This window comes from Mesorhizobium sp. M1396 (assembly GCF_040317725.1).
Classification (GTDB): Bacteria; Pseudomonadota; Alphaproteobacteria; order Rhizobiales; family Rhizobiaceae; genus Mesorhizobium.
The window spans coordinates 220,802-236,055 of sequence record NZ_JAMYLA010000001.1 but is presented as its reverse complement, the minus strand read 5'-3'; the positions used below and the strand labels follow the sequence as shown (position 1 = coordinate 236,055).

Below are 15,254 nucleotides of genomic sequence, written 5' to 3'. Positions count from 1 at the left end.
CTCACAGCCTCTTTTCGACAAGTACCTCGACGCGGCGGTTCAAGGCTCGCCCCTGGCGCGTGCTGTCGTCGGCCACTGGATCGGTGGCCGCGCGCCCCTCGGAATGGACGCGGTCCCGTGGCACTCCGTTTTGGACCAGCATGTCCGCAATCGTCTGGGCGCGAGCCTCGGACAGCCGCTGGTTGGTCGACAGCGGATTGGTCTTCTGCAGAGGAACGCTGTCCGTGTGACCGACCACCGTGATGTTCCCGATCAGCTCCTGATTGGCGAGGATCACCTTGGCGATCGAACCGATCAGGGGTTCGAAGCCTTCGGTTAGTTGTGGCCGCGACGACTGGAACAGTTCTGGGTCGGAGGCCTGGATGATCAGCTTGGCCAGCGAGACGCTCTCGGTGCCGCTGAGGGCGGATTTGAGGCCGGCCGGGGCCCCGGCCTGAAATTCCGGCAGCAGCGCAAAATCGACTTTCTCCGGCGGCGGGGCATCGACCTTGGGCGACGTACGGCTGATGTCGCCTCGCGTAGGCGGCGGCAACGCGCGAACAAGTGCGGAAAGCTCGACCGCCTGGCTGCTCAGTCCCATCGAGAGCCCGATATGGATTGCCGTGGCAACAACCGCCGCACCGAGCGCCATGACCCAGATCGGAACGGTGAAGCGCTGCGGCTCGTCGGATGCGATCACGCCCTTCCAGTTTGGCGAAAGCGGCGCCCCTTCGGCGTCGGCATCGCGCAGGAAGCGGGCCGCCGCCACGCGTACGGCATTGAGCGAGCGGTCGCCTGACCGCCCAGGCACGCGATATTTGCCGCGAAAACCGAGCGCCATGCAATCATACTGCAGTTCCAGCAATTCGCGATCGCGGTTGGGATGGCGCTCCAGTTCGTCGAGGCGCGTGAAGAACTGCGTGCCGGCATCGACGTCGCCGCGCAGCATGACCACAAGCGGCTGCCGCGGCCAGGCGCTGGCTCCGCCCCATGGCGTGTTCAGGGCCAGATCGTCGAGCAACGCCGCCACGACCCAGGCTGCCTGGTCGGCCCGCTCCATCGAGGACCCCGTCGACATTGCCGTGTCGCGTGCCCGAACCAGCTCTTCGAGCAGCCGGGTGCGCAGCGCTTCCGGGTTCTCCGGCGGCAGCGCGCTTTCAAGCTCGGGAGCGAATTCGAGCAGGGGCGCGAATGCGTTGACAAGCGCGTTCGGGTGGGTGCGAGACCGCTTTACCGCCGCGCCCGGCAAGAGCGGCGCCATCGGCCGCGGCATCGGCGCGCCGGTCAATCGTATGCGAGTGCGTTCGCGATCCTCCGACAGTCCGAAAGGATCATCGCGGCTCATGATCTCACCTGTTCACCGAATAGCAGTCCACCTGCGGCTCGCTTGGCAAGACGCCCGAAACCCCGATGACGAAGCCGGGAGCATCAAGCAGCGACGCCCAATGCTCGCTTTTCTGGTCCAGCTCGAGGCATAGCCGATCGCCATCGTAGGGGATCTCGCGCGGTTGGGAATGAAGCGGTTTCAGCGGAATACCGGGCAAACGCGATTTCCACAGGCCCTCGAACTGGTCGGCCGAGCCGACCGTCGCCTGGTTGACGAATATCTTGCGCAGCGCGTCCTCCGACAGCTCCGAACCGACCCGGATGACGATCCGGCTGGCCACCAGCAGCTTCGGGTTGTCGATGCGGATTTTCCAGACATTGGTCGAATGCCGCATGACAGGCAGCGCACGCGATTTCGGTTCGATGTAACGCAGGCTGAGGATGAGCGAACGCAACGCATCCGCCAGCGCCGAATAGGCGGGGCCGGGCGCCATATGATCGTAAGCGGGCAATTCGCCCAGCCGCCGCGCGCTCGATCCGTATGTCGCCATCGAACCGGCGAGCCCTGCAAGCTCCAGGTAAAGCTCGGCCGGATGGAAGACATCTTGCGCCAGCATGTGCGCGAGCCGCGGACGCGCCGCATTGGCGAGATTGAGCATCAGCAGATCTTCGACGCTGCGCCCAGGCCCACCCATGACCATTTTGCCATGTGCCTCGGCGATCTGGTCGAGGCCGGTGACGACTTCCAGAAGCAATTGCCGATACCAGGCCACCGCGCCGGTAACCAATGTCGGCGGCAGGAAGGTCTCGTCCAGAGAGACACCGCCGTCGGCTCGAATCCCCTTGAGGTCGGCTATCGGCAAGGCTGTGTAGCCGCCGACCGACTTGCCGGGCGCCAGCAGCAGCGCTTGCGGACGGGCAATTTCGATTTCTTCAGGATCTGATCCGCCCTGGACGGCGTCACGCACGGAAACGATCCGCCCATGATATCGTGCTCCTGAAGCGGCGGCATGTGCCGGATCGAAGCCGACACCGCCGGGAGGCTCCAGCGGCAAGGCGACCAGCACCGGTCCGGCGCCCGTGTCTGGGGTGACCGGCAGCGGCCGCGGCGCGTCCATCATGTCTGGAATGGAGAAGGGTGTCCCGTCCGGAAAGATGCCCCGCGCCGACTGGATCGAGATCTGGCCGGCCTCCAGCAATGCCTGATCCAGCGTCAGCTGCTGAAAGCCGAACGTATGCAGTTGCCCGGCCTGCAACGCGCCGCGCACTGTCGCCTCGAAAAAGCGATCCTGCTGCTGGAAATGCTGGGTCCGCAGGAAAAGACCTTCCGACCACAGCACTCTGTTTGCATCGCTCATGCCGCCACTCTCTGCATCGAGCTCCCCTTGCCCTGGCCGCTAGGCGGAAATGCCGCCGCTGCCAAGCGTGACGTTGACCGTGAATTGTGATCCCGCCGACACCGACTTGGTTGTCCGCCAGTTCCGGCCGCCGGGCTCGCGGATCAGCGCAACGAAGCCCAGCGCCGTCGCGTCCGGCTCGACCGTGATGGTCTTGGACGCGGTCTTTCCCGGTCCCACGGCGATCTGGTCCGATCCGATGAGGTCGCCTGCGAGTGCCGAGCCGGCATCCCCCTGCAGCGCGAAATAATCGGCGGAATTGAATTTCCCGGTACTGCGCAGCCGCATCACGAGGACCGTCACCGGCCGGTCGCCGCCACCTGGTCCAGGGTTCATGCCGGCCCCGCCGGTCAGTTTGACGGTGATCACGGATGGTTTTGGCGGTCCACTCTGGCAAGCCGTAAGCAGTCCGGTCGCGCCCAGGGCAACGACAAATTCGCGTCGATCGATCATGTCTCACTCCTCCTCATATGCATCCCGAAAATCAGCGCCGATTTCACCCAGGAAGCTTTTTTCCGCGCTCTCGGCGATTTCACGGTGGCGTTTCCGGTAAAGCTCCCACAGCTTGGCGCCGCGCCCCCCCGAAAGCAGGGTGCCGATCGCGGAATTCGATTTCAGCTCTTCCTCGATCGCTGCCGGGTCAAAACGGTCGATCATCCGCCGCAAGGCGCCCTGTACGCCTCGCCAGGCGCGCACGTGATGTTGAGCGAGATCGCGAATCGCGTCGGCGATCGCCGCTTCGCCAGCGAGAAATCCGGGACTGCGCTCGGCGATAAGCGTGACGATGGCGTCGTCGACCGTCGGTAGAAACTTGAGCGGATTGACCTCGGAAGCCCCGACCATGGTTTGGGCGACGCGCGCGTTTCCCTTCTCCTCGGCCCGCTTGCGCAGAAGCTGCATCAGGCCTTCCATCATCAGCCGGTATTCGCGACCAAACTTCTCCATCTCCGCGATGCTGTCGCGCCCTGGGAAATCGGCTTCCTCGACGCCCATGCCGTGCAGGAATGCGGAGCGAAGCGCCATGTCCCCCAGTTGCGCCGCCGCAGGCAGGCGGGCGGATTTGGGAGCGGCGCCTGCCCGCGCCGGAGACGGGACATCAGCCGCTTGTACTGGCAAGTCCCAGGGATTGGCGGATTGTGATCGTTGGGCGATGCGTTCGCGTTGCCCGGTCGAGCCGATGCCATTTGCCGAACCGGGCGCCGCGGCTGGTCCGAAACCAAAATCATCGTTGAAATCGGACGGCTTTCCCTGAGCGAGTTGGGCTCCGCGGCTAAGGGACGGCATTGGGTCGAGGCTGAATGGGTCCGTCTGGCTCGCCGCGACGCCCGGTTCGAGATGAGGGCCGGTGTCTTTCGACACAGGCGTTGAAACCGGATCGAGGCTGAACGGGTCATCGAAAGCAGGCGAACTGCGCTGGCTGGAGGCAGCACGCTCGAACGCGCCCGCAACCGGCTGCTCGAACGGGTTCGGCAGATCGGCCGGACGTGGCCGTCGGGGCTCTTCTTCGACCTTGGCGGAAAAGAAGTCATCGCTGCTGATGCTCGCCGGCGCCTGGGATGCCGGCGGTGGGCGTTCCGGGATCGGCTGACCGGCTGCGGGTGTCCGGGCGGTTGGCGTCTGCAGGTCGACATGTACGACGTAGTCGCCCAGTCTCAGCCGCATGCCGCTTAGAAGGCGCGTCGACTTGCCGGCCCCCAGAGGGCTGTCGGAGTCGTTTATGAACAATCCGCTGCTCGACGTGTCGGTGACGAAATACCCATCTCGTCCGCCCGAAATCTTGCAATGAGCCCGCGAAACGAACATGTCGGGATCGTCGATCTGCCAGCCTGCATCCGTGCTGCGGCCGATCACCAGCTCACCCTCATCCAGCCGGGCTTGCCGTACCGCCTGGGTGCGTGGCCCTTGCTCCAGCGTCAGCAGCAGACTCATGCCGCGACCTCCGCCATTTCGGGCCGCCATCCGACGATTGTCCGCAGCCGCATGTCGTCAGCATCGCCCCTTTCAGCGGACCGCGCAAGCCAGGCGGTCCGGCCGAGCTGTACCGCTCCGATACGCGGCGGCGGCACCGCTTCACGCGCAAGCACGATGCGCAGGTCGACGTCGAGCGATTCCCCGACCATGTCGCGAACGGCTTGCTTGAACAGTTTGAGCCGCTGGCCGCCAGGCAGGAACGCCTTGAACTCCTCGTACCCCAACGGGCCCACACGCAGTTCAATCCTGCTTTGGCGGTTGAAAACACGTGGGCCGATCGTCGCCCCCCGGCCGAGCCCTGCATAGGCTTTGGCAAGGCGGGTCTGGAGCCCGGTTGGTATGGTTATCCAGGCGGCGATGAACTCCTTGATCTGAACCGGCACCTTGAACGCTTCCGCCAGGAACAGCGTCAGCCGTTCCGGGCCGTCGACCTGGCTGGCCAGCGAAGCCGCCTGGCGAAGCTTCACCGTATCGAGATCGGTGTTCTGGGTGCCGGGAAGTCCGATTCCGGCCATGGCTTCAAGCATGGCGCGAACGCGTCCACCGACCGCGCGTTCGACCTGTACCGCCGGATGCGCATCCGCCCACGCCCGATAATACAGGGCGATCATGCGGTGCTGCAGAATGTTGACGAAGTCCACGAATGTCGTGTCACTGGTCTGCTGCGCGTCAGCGCCAGTAAACCAGCGCTGGGACAGGCGATCGAGCACCCAGCGCGTCAAATGCAGCGGCATGGGGCCTTCAGGTCCCATCAGGCCGAGATTTGCGACCGTGACCCTGGCTGGAGCCTTGTCGTTCGCTTCGCGGAATTCAACCACGTCTCTGGCCGAAAAACTCAGACGCACGTGCTGTCCGAGCCTTGCCGGCTCGCGTGCCGGCGGGCCGGAATAGCCGAACAGCCCACCCCGCCGTTCGAGCCGGCGCAACAGCTCGAAGAAGTCGAACGTCTCGGACAGCCCCTCGGCCTGGTTCGGGTCGACCGTGTCTAGATCAGGTAGCGATTGCCGGGCGTCATCGGCCATGGCACATCCTCCTGCTTCTGCAGCAGCCGCGTGCGGGTTCGCACAAAGCCGTTTATTCCGGCATGACGGGCAAACAGCCGCGCCAGCAAGGCCGAAAGCAGCAATGTGCTTTGCCCTGCCAGAACCGACTGGTCCACGTGCAATGTCACTTCCGTGCCGCGTCCAAAGCACATTGGCCCGTCGATCTGCAGCCGTTCGATCACGGACCGCGAGTCTATGCGAACGATCGAATGCACGTTGCGGGCAAGGCTCGGATCTCCCCGGTCGGCATAAAGATCAAGCAGCGCATGCAGCGGATCGACGCCGCGACCTTCCTTGGCGAGGCTGAGAAAGTTGAGCGCCAGCTGCGCCACGAGCCGCCAGGCGAGATTGTCGGCGCGGGATTCGCCCGCCGCGCCCGAAGGCAGCGCCGCGGGGATGGCCGGGCGAGGCGGACGCAGCGCGCCGAGAAGCCGCACCGTCTCGACCGGATCGCCGGCCTCCAGCGTCAAGGTAGGATTGTCGTCGAGGATCGGCAGATCGCGGTTGGTACAAAGTGCCACGATGTCGACACGCTTCAGCGGCCGGTTCGCCTGACTTTCCACCGGGCGGGAAATCGCCAGGAAAACATCGTCCCCTGTGTAAGAGGTGCGGGTCAGACCGTCGCGCCGCTCCTCTTCCGTCGCGCGGCGCGGGCGCCGCTCGGTGGAATAGACCCAGCCGCCGCCGCGATTCTGACCCAGGCTGAAGAGCTCTGGAATTTCGGCATCGCCGCCCCCGGTGTCGGCGTCCTCGACGCGGATGACCCGGTAGATTTCAAAGTCGCGCGCCCGTGTTCGGTCGGCATGCAGCACCTGGCGCGTCTTGCGCGGATCGAGCTCGATGACGTTGCACTCACGTTCGAAGAGATTGATGATCGGCGTCGCGAAAAGTTCAAAATCAGCCGGCGTCAGGTCGGCAAGTTCAGGTACTGGACGCCTGAACATGAAGATGATCTCCAGCCCCGTCGCGCATCGGCGCACGACGGGCCGCAGCCCGGAAACCCGCGCATAGTGAAAGCGCTCGGGCATCATGAAATATTCGCGCAGCAGACGGTACCCCTCGAATGTCGGACGGGTACGAGGCATCAGGGACTCTTCGTCGCTGATGCCGATCATTTCGGGTTCCGGCAAGGGCGATAGCGGATTGGTCTTGCCTTCCGCGCGTGCGCCAACGGCCGAGCAGGCGCCGAAAATCGCGTCGAACAGCAGGGGTGCCTTGGCGCGCCCGGCAAAGTAGAGATCAAGCCGGTCGAGCGACAGCTCGTCGAGCCTGCCTTTTCCGGTCCGAGCCAGCACGATGCGGAGTGCCGCCTCGCCACCAACACCGCCGATCGGCGCTATGCCGGCCGCCGCCAGCGCGCTGCGATCTTGAAAATAGCTTACCGAAGTGACCGCTATCGGCCACAGCGTGATGTCCTGGGCGGTGGTGAAGGTGCAGCGCGTCGACAGGCCGGGCTGCAGGCCGGAAACCAGCCGGGTATTGCGCTTGACGACATGGCCGGCAACCATCGTCTGGACCTGCTGGCCGGGTTTCAGCACCACCATCGCCGTTGCCGGCGCCGGCGTGACCAGATCGGGATAGAGGACGTCCAGCACGCTGCGTGAAAACCGCGAGCGTTCCGCATCGACCTTCAGCCGGGTGCGCGCGGCGAGGAAAGCGACGCCGTCAAGCAGCCGCTCGACATACGGATCCGGACACGGGACCGTGTCGAGCGACAGGTTGCGCGCCACCGCCGGATGCATGTCGGCGAATTCCGCAGCCAGCGCACGGATATGGGTCAGTTCCTCCTCGTAGTATTCCACGAAAACCCGATCCATCTCAGGCCTCCCTAAATTCGGTCCGCGCCAAGCCGTTATCGAGATTGATCGTGGTGCGCAGGCGCATGCGCTCCGGCGTCGGCGTCATGATCAGCACCGCGTCAATCTCGATCTTCAAACCCACGCTCTTGTCGCCAAGCGTCACCGTGACCTTCGTCGAGCTTTCCTTGAGGCGTGGCTCGAACGTTGCAAGCACCGAGCGGATCTCACGCGCCAGGGCTTCGCGATCAAAGTCGCGGGAGGAACGGCCGGAGAAGGAAGGCACGCCATAGTTCAGCACGCTTCGTCGCACCTCCGGAAAATCGGCCAGCGACGGCGGGTTGTCTCCTGCCTGCTCGCTTTCGAGATCGGAAAGAAGCGGGACAGCCTCGAAGCGCTCAGTGTTGAACAGAGCCTCGATATCGCGCCGCACGGCCTCCCTGAGCACGCGGGCCGACACGACCACCCCGCGGTTTTCCATCTCCATGCGGTGCTGGGTCTGAAAGGCCAGGCGGTGCAGACGCCGCTTCTGATCGGCCGTCAGCTCCGCATCGGCATCGATGAGCCGCGCGCTGCCCGCAACCAGTGTCTCCAGCCGGTCGAGGCCGAGTTCTTCCTGCAACGCCCGGCGCAGCCCGTCTATCTCGGAGGTCATGCCCGGCAGGTCGTCTACGAGGCGGTCCCAGAGTGAGGGCTGGACCGCTTCGCGTTTTGCTCGCGAACTACCGCCCACCTGCAGTTTGTCCGCGTCGGGCCGCCGGCCCTCACTTGCCGACATAGACATCCATTTCGATTTCGTCATTGTCGTCATAGACGAACTTGATCTTCTTGTAGGCGAAGCTGACCTCTTCCTCGATCAGGTCTTCCTCATCCTCGGCCTGCGACATGTCGTATTCCATGATCGAGGCGTCGGTGAGCGTAACCACCAGGTAATCCTTGGTCTCGCCATCGATGGTGCGGCGCGCCGAAAACACCACCTCGTCCAGCGCCTTGTTCTCGAACAGTGCTTTTTTCAGATAGGGTGAAGACTTGTCATAATGCTTGGTGAACTTGATCATTCCCAAGGAGACGCGGCCGCGGCGCGAGAGCGAATTCGGATCGTAAGGCGCGACTATTTTATAGTCGACCCCATGGATTTCGATTTCGTCCTCATGTCCGTCTCGAATGCTTGGGCCTTTGATATCAGGAACTTTCAGAAAGCCATCAATTTTGGTACCTGTGGGCATTGTCTTTCTCCACCGCTTTCAAAATCAAGATGTTGTTGCTGCAGATCAAGTCTTCACGGACGGTAGTTCCGACACCAGTCGGAGCGAGGCATTGATGCCCTCCAGCTGGTAATGCGGGCGCAGATAGAAGCGGGCGTTGTAATAGCCCGGCCGCCCCTCCACGCTGTCCACCTGGACCTCGGCCGCGGCAAGCGGGCGCTTGGCGCGCGCCTTGTCGTCGGCAAAGGCGGGGTTGGCCAGCACGTAGCGGTTGATCCACTCGGTCAACCAGATCTGCATGTCGGAGCGCTCCTTGAACGAGCCGACCTTGTCGCGCGCAATGGCCTTGAGGTAGTGCGCAAAGCGCGAGACCGGAAAGAGATAGGGCAGGTTGGCGCTCAGCCGCTCATTGGACTGCGCGTCGGGATCGACCAGCCGTCCCGCCCGTGTCTCGTCGTCCTGCAGTGAGTGTGCCCCAATGAAGGCCGCGAGATCGGTATTCTTTCGATGCAGGATCGGCATCAGGCCGAGCTTGGCCAGTTCCGCCTCACGGCGGTCGTCGATGGCGACTTCCGTCGGACATTTCATCGCTATCGACCCGTCATCGGTGGGGAAGCTGTGCACCGGCAGATTGAGGACCGTGCCGCCATTCTCGACGCCGCGGATCTGCGTGCCCCAGCCATAGAGCTTGTGGCTGCGGTTTATGTTCACGCCCATCGGGAAGGCGGCGTTCATCCAGACATACTTGTTGTGATCGCCTTGCACCTCTTCCTCGAAGGTGAAGCCCTTCACCGGAACGGTATCCGTGCCATATGGCAGCCGGGCCAGAACACGGGGCATGGTCAGGCCGATGTAGCGAGCGTCCTCACTCTCGCGCAGCGACTGCCACGAGGCATAGGCCGGGTTGGAGACGATCTGCTGCAGGTCTTGCGGATTCGGCAATTCCTGCCAGCTGTCCATGCGGAACAGGCGCGGCGAGGCGGCTGCGATAAACGGCGTGTGCGCGGAAGCACAGATGCCGGAGATATTGCGCAGCAGGCCGACGTCGCGCGGATGGTTCGAGAATTCGTAGGCGCCGATGACGCAGCCGATCGGCTCGCCGCCAAGCATGGAATACTCATCCGTATAGACTTTCTTGAAGATCGGGCTCTGATCCCACATCTGGCCTTCATAGTCTTCGAGCGTGTCGGCCAGTTGCTCCTTGGAGATATTCATCACCCGGATCTTCAGCTTCTGATCCGTCTCGGTGTTGTTGATGAGATACCAGAGGCCCCGCCATGTGCCTTCCATTTCGCGCACTTCCGGCGCATGCAGGATTTCGTTGACCTGTGTCGTCAGCATCTTGTCGATGCCCGCGATCAGCGACTTGATCGACTTGATCGCATTGGACGAGATGGTCGTGGTATCGGAACGGGACTGTGCCGCGAGCGCGAGATTGCGGACGAGTTGCTGCAGCTTCTCGCTGTCGTCCTTCTTGACCTTGAAATCCTTCTCGAGGAGCCCGCTGAATTCTCCGAGGTCGATGGCTTCGGCCTCGGCGGCGACTGCGGCGGTCTTTTGCTGTTCGGCCATGATTTACTCCCCTGTCTTGTCGTCGTCGGCGAGTGCCTGGCTGGCGATCTTGCCAAGCAGCGGCTCGTTGTTCAGAAGCTGCGCAATGCGTTTTTCGGCGTCGACGCGGCCATCCATGAAGCCGAGCAACTCCTCGAGCTGACGACGCATCTTGAGGATTTCGGCCAGTTGCGGCACCTGCTCGGCGATCTTGTCCGGAGCGAAATCGCCCATTTTGGAAAATGTAAGATCGAGCGCCAGCTCCTCGTCGCGCTCCTGACCTTCGGCCTGCGGCAGCGTGTTCTTCACCCGGGCTTTGACGCGAGGCCCGAGCGCCTCCATGAACTTGGGGAAGCGGTTCGCGTCGGTCTCGACAAAGGAACGGTCCAGCACCGACTTTGACGCTTCCTTGGTTTGCGAAGCACCGGAAAGGTCGGCCATCACACCCATGACGAATGGCAGTTCGATCGTCGTCGGGCTACCGTAGGTTTCCACGTCGTAGGCGATCTGCACCCGCGGCGCGCGATTTCGTTCGATAACCTTCGCTTTGCTTTCGGCTGGCATGTGCTCTTACCTTTCATCCTTCTGAGCCGTCTTCTTGGCATCGGGAACGCCGGCAAGGAGCCGGAATTCCTTCAGCCCCGACGGCGCGAGATCTTCCATCAGTTCAACGAAATCCATGTGCACCATCCGGCGCACACGCCGCGCCAGATGTGGAATCGGGCTCGACGGTTCGGTGCGGTCATAGAAGGCGACGACGAGGTCGAGGCATTTCACCACGTCGTCGCGCGAGGAGATGCGGTCGGGAAGCCCCGTGCTCGAGTCCGCGTAGCTTGCCACACTTGCCATAGTATCGGCTCCATGACCGTTTCGAGCAGTCGCTGCCGGCTCCGCCGGCGTGGGCGGCCTGGCCGTGCCATTCGCTACGGCGCCGGCTGCCGAATTCCGCTCGAGGGTCGTCAGCAAACGCTGCAGAAACCGCTTTAATTCCGGAAGAGGAGCGCCGCCGCCGTCGAGGCGAGCATTGAGGGCGGTTTCGACCGCATCAAGAGCCGCGATCGCTGCCCGGGCGTCGGCGACGAATGAGACCATCTCCGCGTTGGCTTGATCCATCTGTGCCACACATCCGGCACGCACCCTGTTCAAGAGTTGCCCGTGCGCACTGACCAGTGTGGCTTTTTCCGCCGCATTCAATCCCGAGGCGGCTTCCTGGAGCATGACACGGTCGTCGAGCGCGCCTTGTTCCAGATCGCGTCCGCTGATCGGCCCGATCGAGCGTGGCGCAAAGAACGTCATCTGCCGCAGGTTCGCCAACAACCCGTCCTGACCATTCTGGAGGTCGAGCAGCGCGTTGATACGGCGCAAGGCGGCATCGCGTGGCGAAGCGTTGGGCCGCAGTGCCGGATGCATGGTCGCCCAATGTTGGTCGAAGGTCCGCGCAATGAGTGTCAGACCCTGCGCGAGCCCGGCCAGTCCTTCTTCATTGGCCAGCGCTCGCGTGACGATGACGAGCAGGCGCAGGTCCCGGCCATGCGGTCGCAGTTCCTCTGCCTTTGCGAGCACTGCAGGCCAGTCGACCGGAATGGTGCTTTGCGAGTTGGGCTTGTTGTGGCCGTCGTGGACGACCTTGACCTGGGGTTCCGTCAGGCGCTCCAGCTCATGAAAAGCCGGGTCGTTGCGCAAATCCTCCCCTGACGGATTTTCACCGTCGAGTGAAGCAAGCCAGAGTGCGACATCAATCACACCAACCCCCAGCGCCCGGCCCTCAAACCGTATGTGACCCAACGTTATCACACCGTCGCACTTTACCACAATTGAACGACTGCTCAAAAATTAACAGAAGCTAAATGCAGCGGGCTCTTGAGCACGAAATCCGTGGCGTGATCGCAAAACCCCGCTGTGAAATGCATCGCATAGGGCGCCCAATACCCGTGGTTGCTTGCAGCCGGTGGCGCGGGATTTTCCACAAGCGGAAGAAGCCGGCTGAGCCGGTCATCGAGCCCGTCCGTCACGCGCTTTGTCAAGTGACGGCTTATGTGGCAGTTTATCGGCTGGCAGATTGCAGGAGCACGTTCGATGGAACAGCGCCGGTCATCGCAGACCTTCAAACGCAAGGAACTGGTCGGCAAGCTCAATCCTGTGGGTGTCCGCGCCTTCAAGGCTGCCGCCGACACCGCCAAACTGCGCGGCAATCCTTACGTTGAACTCGTCCACTTCATCGAGCAACTGGTGCTTTCCGACCGCTCGGATGTGCAAATGATAATCGCCGATGCGGGACTGGATGCGAGCCGGCTGACCGCCGATATGACCCGCGCCGTCGATAAGCTGCCTTACGGCGCCACGTCGATCGAGGAATTTTCCGACCATATCTTCCATGCCATCCAGGAAGCCTGGAACCTGGCAACGCTTGAGTTCGGCGTCGAGGAAGTCCGCAGCGCCCATATTCTGCTTGCCTGCCTGAAGACGCCGGTGCTGGAAGGCCTGCTGTCGAAGATCAGCGGCGAGTTTGACAAGATCGACGCCGCCGCGGTCATCGCGCGGTTCGCCGACGTAATGGAGGGCTCGCTCGAAGCCGGCGCAGGCATGGCGGTTCCCGCGGCCGAAACGCCGAAGCGGCCTCCGGGCGCCGATTCGGCGCTGGCGAAATACGCCACCGACCTGACCCAGCGTGCCCGCGACGGCAAGATCGATCCGGTCGTCGGCCGCGATCCGGAGATCAGGCAGATCGTCGATATCCTGATGCGACGCCGGCAAAACAATCCGATCCTGACCGGCGAGGCCGGGGTCGGCAAGACCGCGGTTGTCGAGGGCTTTGCATTGCGTATCGCCGAGGGCGACGTGCCGCCCAGCCTGCGGAACGTCAGTGTGCGCATGCTCGATGTCGGACTGATGCAGGCGGGAGCAAGCGTAAAGGGTGAGTTCGAAAAACGGCTCAAGGCTGTCATCGATGAGGTTCAATCGTCCGAAACGCCGGTCATCCTGTTCATCGATGAGGCCCACACCTTGATCGGCGCCGGCGGCGCGGCTGGAACCGGCGACGCGGCCAATCTCCTGAAGCCGGCGCTGGCGCGGGGCGAATTGCGCACCATCGCGGCAACGACCTGGGCGGAATACAAGCAGCACATCGAGAAGGACCCGGCCCTGACCCGCCGTTTCCAGGTGGTAAAAATCGACGAGCCTTCGGAGGTGGTGGCCGTTCTCATGTTGCGCGGTGTGGCCGGCGTTCTGGAGCAGCACCACAAGGTACAGATACTCGATGAGGCGATCGAGGCGGCGGTCGGCCTGTCGCATCGCTACATCCCGGCGCGGCAATTGCCGGATAAAGCGGTGAGCCTTCTCGACACCGCTTGCGCCCGTGTCGCCATATCGCAGCATGCCACGCCGGCGGAGGTCGAGGATATCATGCGCCGACGCCAGGCGCTGGAGGTCGAGCGCGGCATTATCGGCCGCGAGGCTGCGATCGGCATCGAGGTGACTGAGCGGCAGGCTCGGGTCGACACCGGGCTTGCCGAAAGCGAGGTCGCGCTGGCGGCCGCGCAGCAACGTTGGGATCGGGAAAAGGCACTTGTTGCCGAGATACTCGAATTGCGCGCCAGGCTGCGCGGCGAAGGTGTGCCGCTCGATGCGGTGGAGACGCCGGAGACCAATAGCGAAACAGCAGACGCGGACGCGCTTGAGCAACAGCCACCCAAGGCCGAAACGCCCAAGGCCGAAACGCCCAAAACCCAAACGGCCAAAACCGACGTGAAGACACCGGCGGCCGCCGATGCCCCTCCACCCGATCCGGCCGCCGATCTCGCCCGGTTGCGCGAACTGATGGCCGAACTGGCCGAGGCGCAAGGCGAGACGCCGTTGATTCTGCCGTCGGTCGACCGCAACGCCGTGGCGGCGGTGGTCCAGGACTGGACGGGAATCCCGACGGGGCGGATGTTGTCGAGCCAGACCGAGAAGGCGCTGCGGCTCGCCGTCACCCTGTCCGAACGCGTCGTCGGCCAGGACCACGCCATGGAGATGATCGCCAAGCGCGTACAGACCAGCCGCGCCGGGCTTGGCGCGCCGGAAAAGCCGGTGGGTGTGTTCCTGCTCTGCGGGCCCTCGGGCGTCGGCAAGACCGAAACCGCCTTGGCCTTGGCCGAGACGCTCTACGGTGGCGAGCAGAACCTCATCTCGATCAACATGTCCGAGTTCCAGGAGGCGCATACGGTTTCCACCTTGAAGGGGGCGCCGCCCGGTTATGTCGGCTACGGGAAGGGCGGCATCCTGACTGAGGCGGTCCGCCGCAAGCCTTATTCGGTGATCCTGCTCGACGAAGTCGAGAAGGCGCATCCTGACGTGCACGAGATATTCTTCCAGGTCTTCGACAAGGGGATGATGGACGACAGCGAGGGCCGGCGCATCGATTTCAAGAACACGCTGATCCTGCTCACCTCGAATGTCGGCTCCGAAGTCATCATGGATCAGACCAGGAATGGCACGCTGCGAGCAGGGCTCGACGATCTGGACACCGCGCTGCGCAGCCCGTTGCTGAAGGTCTTCCCCGCGGCCTTTCTCGGCCGGGTGGTGACCATTCCTTACTATCCGCTCTCGGATTCGATGATCGAAGCGATCACCCGCCACCAGTTCGCCAAAATCGCTCGTCGGCTGCGTGCGACCAACGACGCGGAATTGGTGATCGGCGACGGCGTCATGGACCTGGTCAAGGCTCGCTGCACCGAGATCGAATCCGGTGGGCGGATGATCGACGCCATTTTGACCAATACGCTTCTGCCTGAATTGAGCCGCGGCGTGCTGAACCGCTCGCTCGATGGCGAAAAGATGACAAAGGTGACCGTTGGTGCCTCCAAGGAGGGCTTCACCTATTCCTTCGAGTAGCTTCGGGCGAATCTTGATGACGCATCAGGAACCGAGGCTTGCCGGGGTGTGGTAGAAGGAATCATCGCGGCAATATTGCCGCCCTGAATTCAACGGGTTGGCGCAAACCAAGCG

Annotated in this window: 12 protein-coding genes; 1 reads left to right on the top strand and 11 read right to left on the bottom strand. The window is 63.2% G+C overall.

Annotated elements, in window-relative coordinates; translation table 11 throughout:
• Position 1: 1 nt before the first annotated feature.
• From icmH to tssA, 11 genes are read right to left on the bottom strand one after another with little or no spacing between them, the layout of a single operon-like run.
• Positions 2-1,324, bottom strand: a complete 1,323-nt coding sequence (icmH, locus tag NKH02_RS01105; RefSeq protein ID WP_352875714.1) for a type IVB secretion system protein IcmH/DotU — start codon at positions 1,322-1,324, stop codon at positions 2-4.
• 4 nt (positions 1,325-1,328) lie between these two features.
• Positions 1,329-2,663, bottom strand: coding sequence for a type VI secretion system baseplate subunit TssK (gene tssK, locus NKH02_RS01100; protein WP_352875713.1), 1,335 nt, complete (start codon positions 2,661-2,663; stop codon positions 1,329-1,331).
• A gap of 39 nt (positions 2,664-2,702) precedes the next feature.
• Positions 2,703-3,155, bottom strand: coding sequence for a type VI secretion system lipoprotein TssJ (gene tssJ / locus NKH02_RS01095; protein WP_352875711.1), 453 nt, complete (start codon positions 3,153-3,155; stop codon positions 2,703-2,705).
• 3 nt (positions 3,156-3,158) lie between these two features.
• Positions 3,159-4,631: a type VI secretion system-associated FHA domain protein TagH gene (gene tagH, locus NKH02_RS01090; protein WP_352875710.1), complete on the bottom strand. Its 1,473-nt coding sequence runs from the start codon at positions 4,629-4,631 to the stop codon at positions 3,159-3,161.
• Complete coding sequence (tssG, locus tag NKH02_RS01085) at positions 4,628-5,695, bottom strand: type VI secretion system baseplate subunit TssG (RefSeq protein ID WP_352875709.1); 1,068 nt, start codon at positions 5,693-5,695, stop codon at positions 4,628-4,630. The genes tagH and tssG overlap by 4 nt, the downstream gene beginning before the upstream one ends.
• A complete protein-coding gene (gene tssF / locus NKH02_RS01080) occupies positions 5,659-7,533 on the bottom strand; it encodes a type VI secretion system baseplate subunit TssF (RefSeq protein WP_352875708.1) in 1,875 nt (624 codons plus the stop codon). The genes tssG and tssF overlap by 37 nt, the downstream gene beginning before the upstream one ends.
• 1 nt (position 7,534) lies before the next feature.
• On the bottom strand, positions 7,535-8,290 hold the full coding sequence (tssE, locus tag NKH02_RS01075; protein WP_352875707.1) for a type VI secretion system baseplate subunit TssE: 756 nt from the start codon (positions 8,288-8,290) through the stop codon (positions 7,535-7,537).
• Positions 8,277-8,738, bottom strand: coding sequence for an Hcp family type VI secretion system effector (locus NKH02_RS01070; RefSeq protein WP_352866777.1), 462 nt, complete (start codon positions 8,736-8,738; stop codon positions 8,277-8,279). The genes tssE and NKH02_RS01070 overlap by 14 nt, the downstream gene beginning before the upstream one ends.
• A 45-nt stretch (positions 8,739-8,783) precedes the next feature.
• Positions 8,784-10,289, bottom strand: coding sequence for a type VI secretion system contractile sheath large subunit (tssC, locus tag NKH02_RS01065; RefSeq protein ID WP_027035515.1), 1,506 nt, complete (start codon positions 10,287-10,289; stop codon positions 8,784-8,786).
• A gap of 3 nt (positions 10,290-10,292) precedes the next feature.
• Entirely contained in the window at positions 10,293-10,832 is a 540-nt protein-coding gene (gene tssB, locus NKH02_RS01060) for a type VI secretion system contractile sheath small subunit (RefSeq protein WP_027025877.1), read from the bottom strand.
• Between the two features lie 6 nt (positions 10,833-10,838).
• Entirely contained in the window at positions 10,839-12,011 is a 1,173-nt protein-coding gene (gene tssA / locus NKH02_RS01055) for a type VI secretion system protein TssA (protein WP_352875705.1), read from the bottom strand.
• Between the two features lie 333 nt (positions 12,012-12,344).
• Here tssA and tssH point away from each other — a divergent pair, with 333 nt between their 5' ends.
• Positions 12,345-15,140, top strand: a complete 2,796-nt coding sequence (gene tssH, locus NKH02_RS01050; RefSeq protein WP_352875704.1) for a type VI secretion system ATPase TssH — start codon at positions 12,345-12,347, stop codon at positions 15,138-15,140.
• Positions 15,141-15,254 lie beyond the last annotated feature (114 nt).

Bases quoted from the DNA above. Each gene is read 5' to 3' on its own strand.
- tssG (WP_352875709.1), bottom strand. From the start codon at position 5,695: ATGGCCGATGACGCCCGGCAATCGCTACCTGATCTAGACACGGTCGAC.
- tagH (WP_352875710.1), bottom strand. From the start codon at position 4,631: ATGAGTCTGCTGCTGACGCTGGAGCAAGGGCCACGCACCCAGGCGGTA.
- tssB (WP_027025877.1), bottom strand. From the start codon at position 10,832: ATGCCAGCCGAAAGCAAAGCGAAGGTTATCGAACGAAATCGCGCGCCG.
- NKH02_RS01070 (WP_352866777.1), bottom strand. From the start codon at position 8,738: ATGCCCACAGGTACCAAAATTGATGGCTTTCTGAAAGTTCCTGATATC.
- tssF (WP_352875708.1), bottom strand. From the start codon at position 7,533: ATGGATCGGGTTTTCGTGGAATACTACGAGGAGGAACTGACCCATATC.
- tssC (WP_027035515.1), bottom strand. From the start codon at position 10,289: ATGGCCGAACAGCAAAAGACCGCCGCAGTCGCCGCCGAGGCCGAAGCC.
- tssJ (WP_352875711.1), bottom strand. From the start codon at position 3,155: ATGATCGATCGACGCGAATTTGTCGTTGCCCTGGGCGCGACCGGACTG.
- tssE (WP_352875707.1), bottom strand. From the start codon at position 8,290: ATGTCGGCAAGTGAGGGCCGGCGGCCCGACGCGGACAAACTGCAGGTG.
- tssH (WP_352875704.1), top strand. From the start codon at position 12,345: ATGGAACAGCGCCGGTCATCGCAGACCTTCAAACGCAAGGAACTGGTC.
- icmH (WP_352875714.1), bottom strand. From the start codon at position 1,324: ATGAGCCGCGATGATCCTTTCGGACTGTCGGAGGATCGCGAACGCACT.
- tssK (WP_352875713.1), bottom strand. From the start codon at position 2,663: ATGAGCGATGCAAACAGAGTGCTGTGGTCGGAAGGTCTTTTCCTGCGG.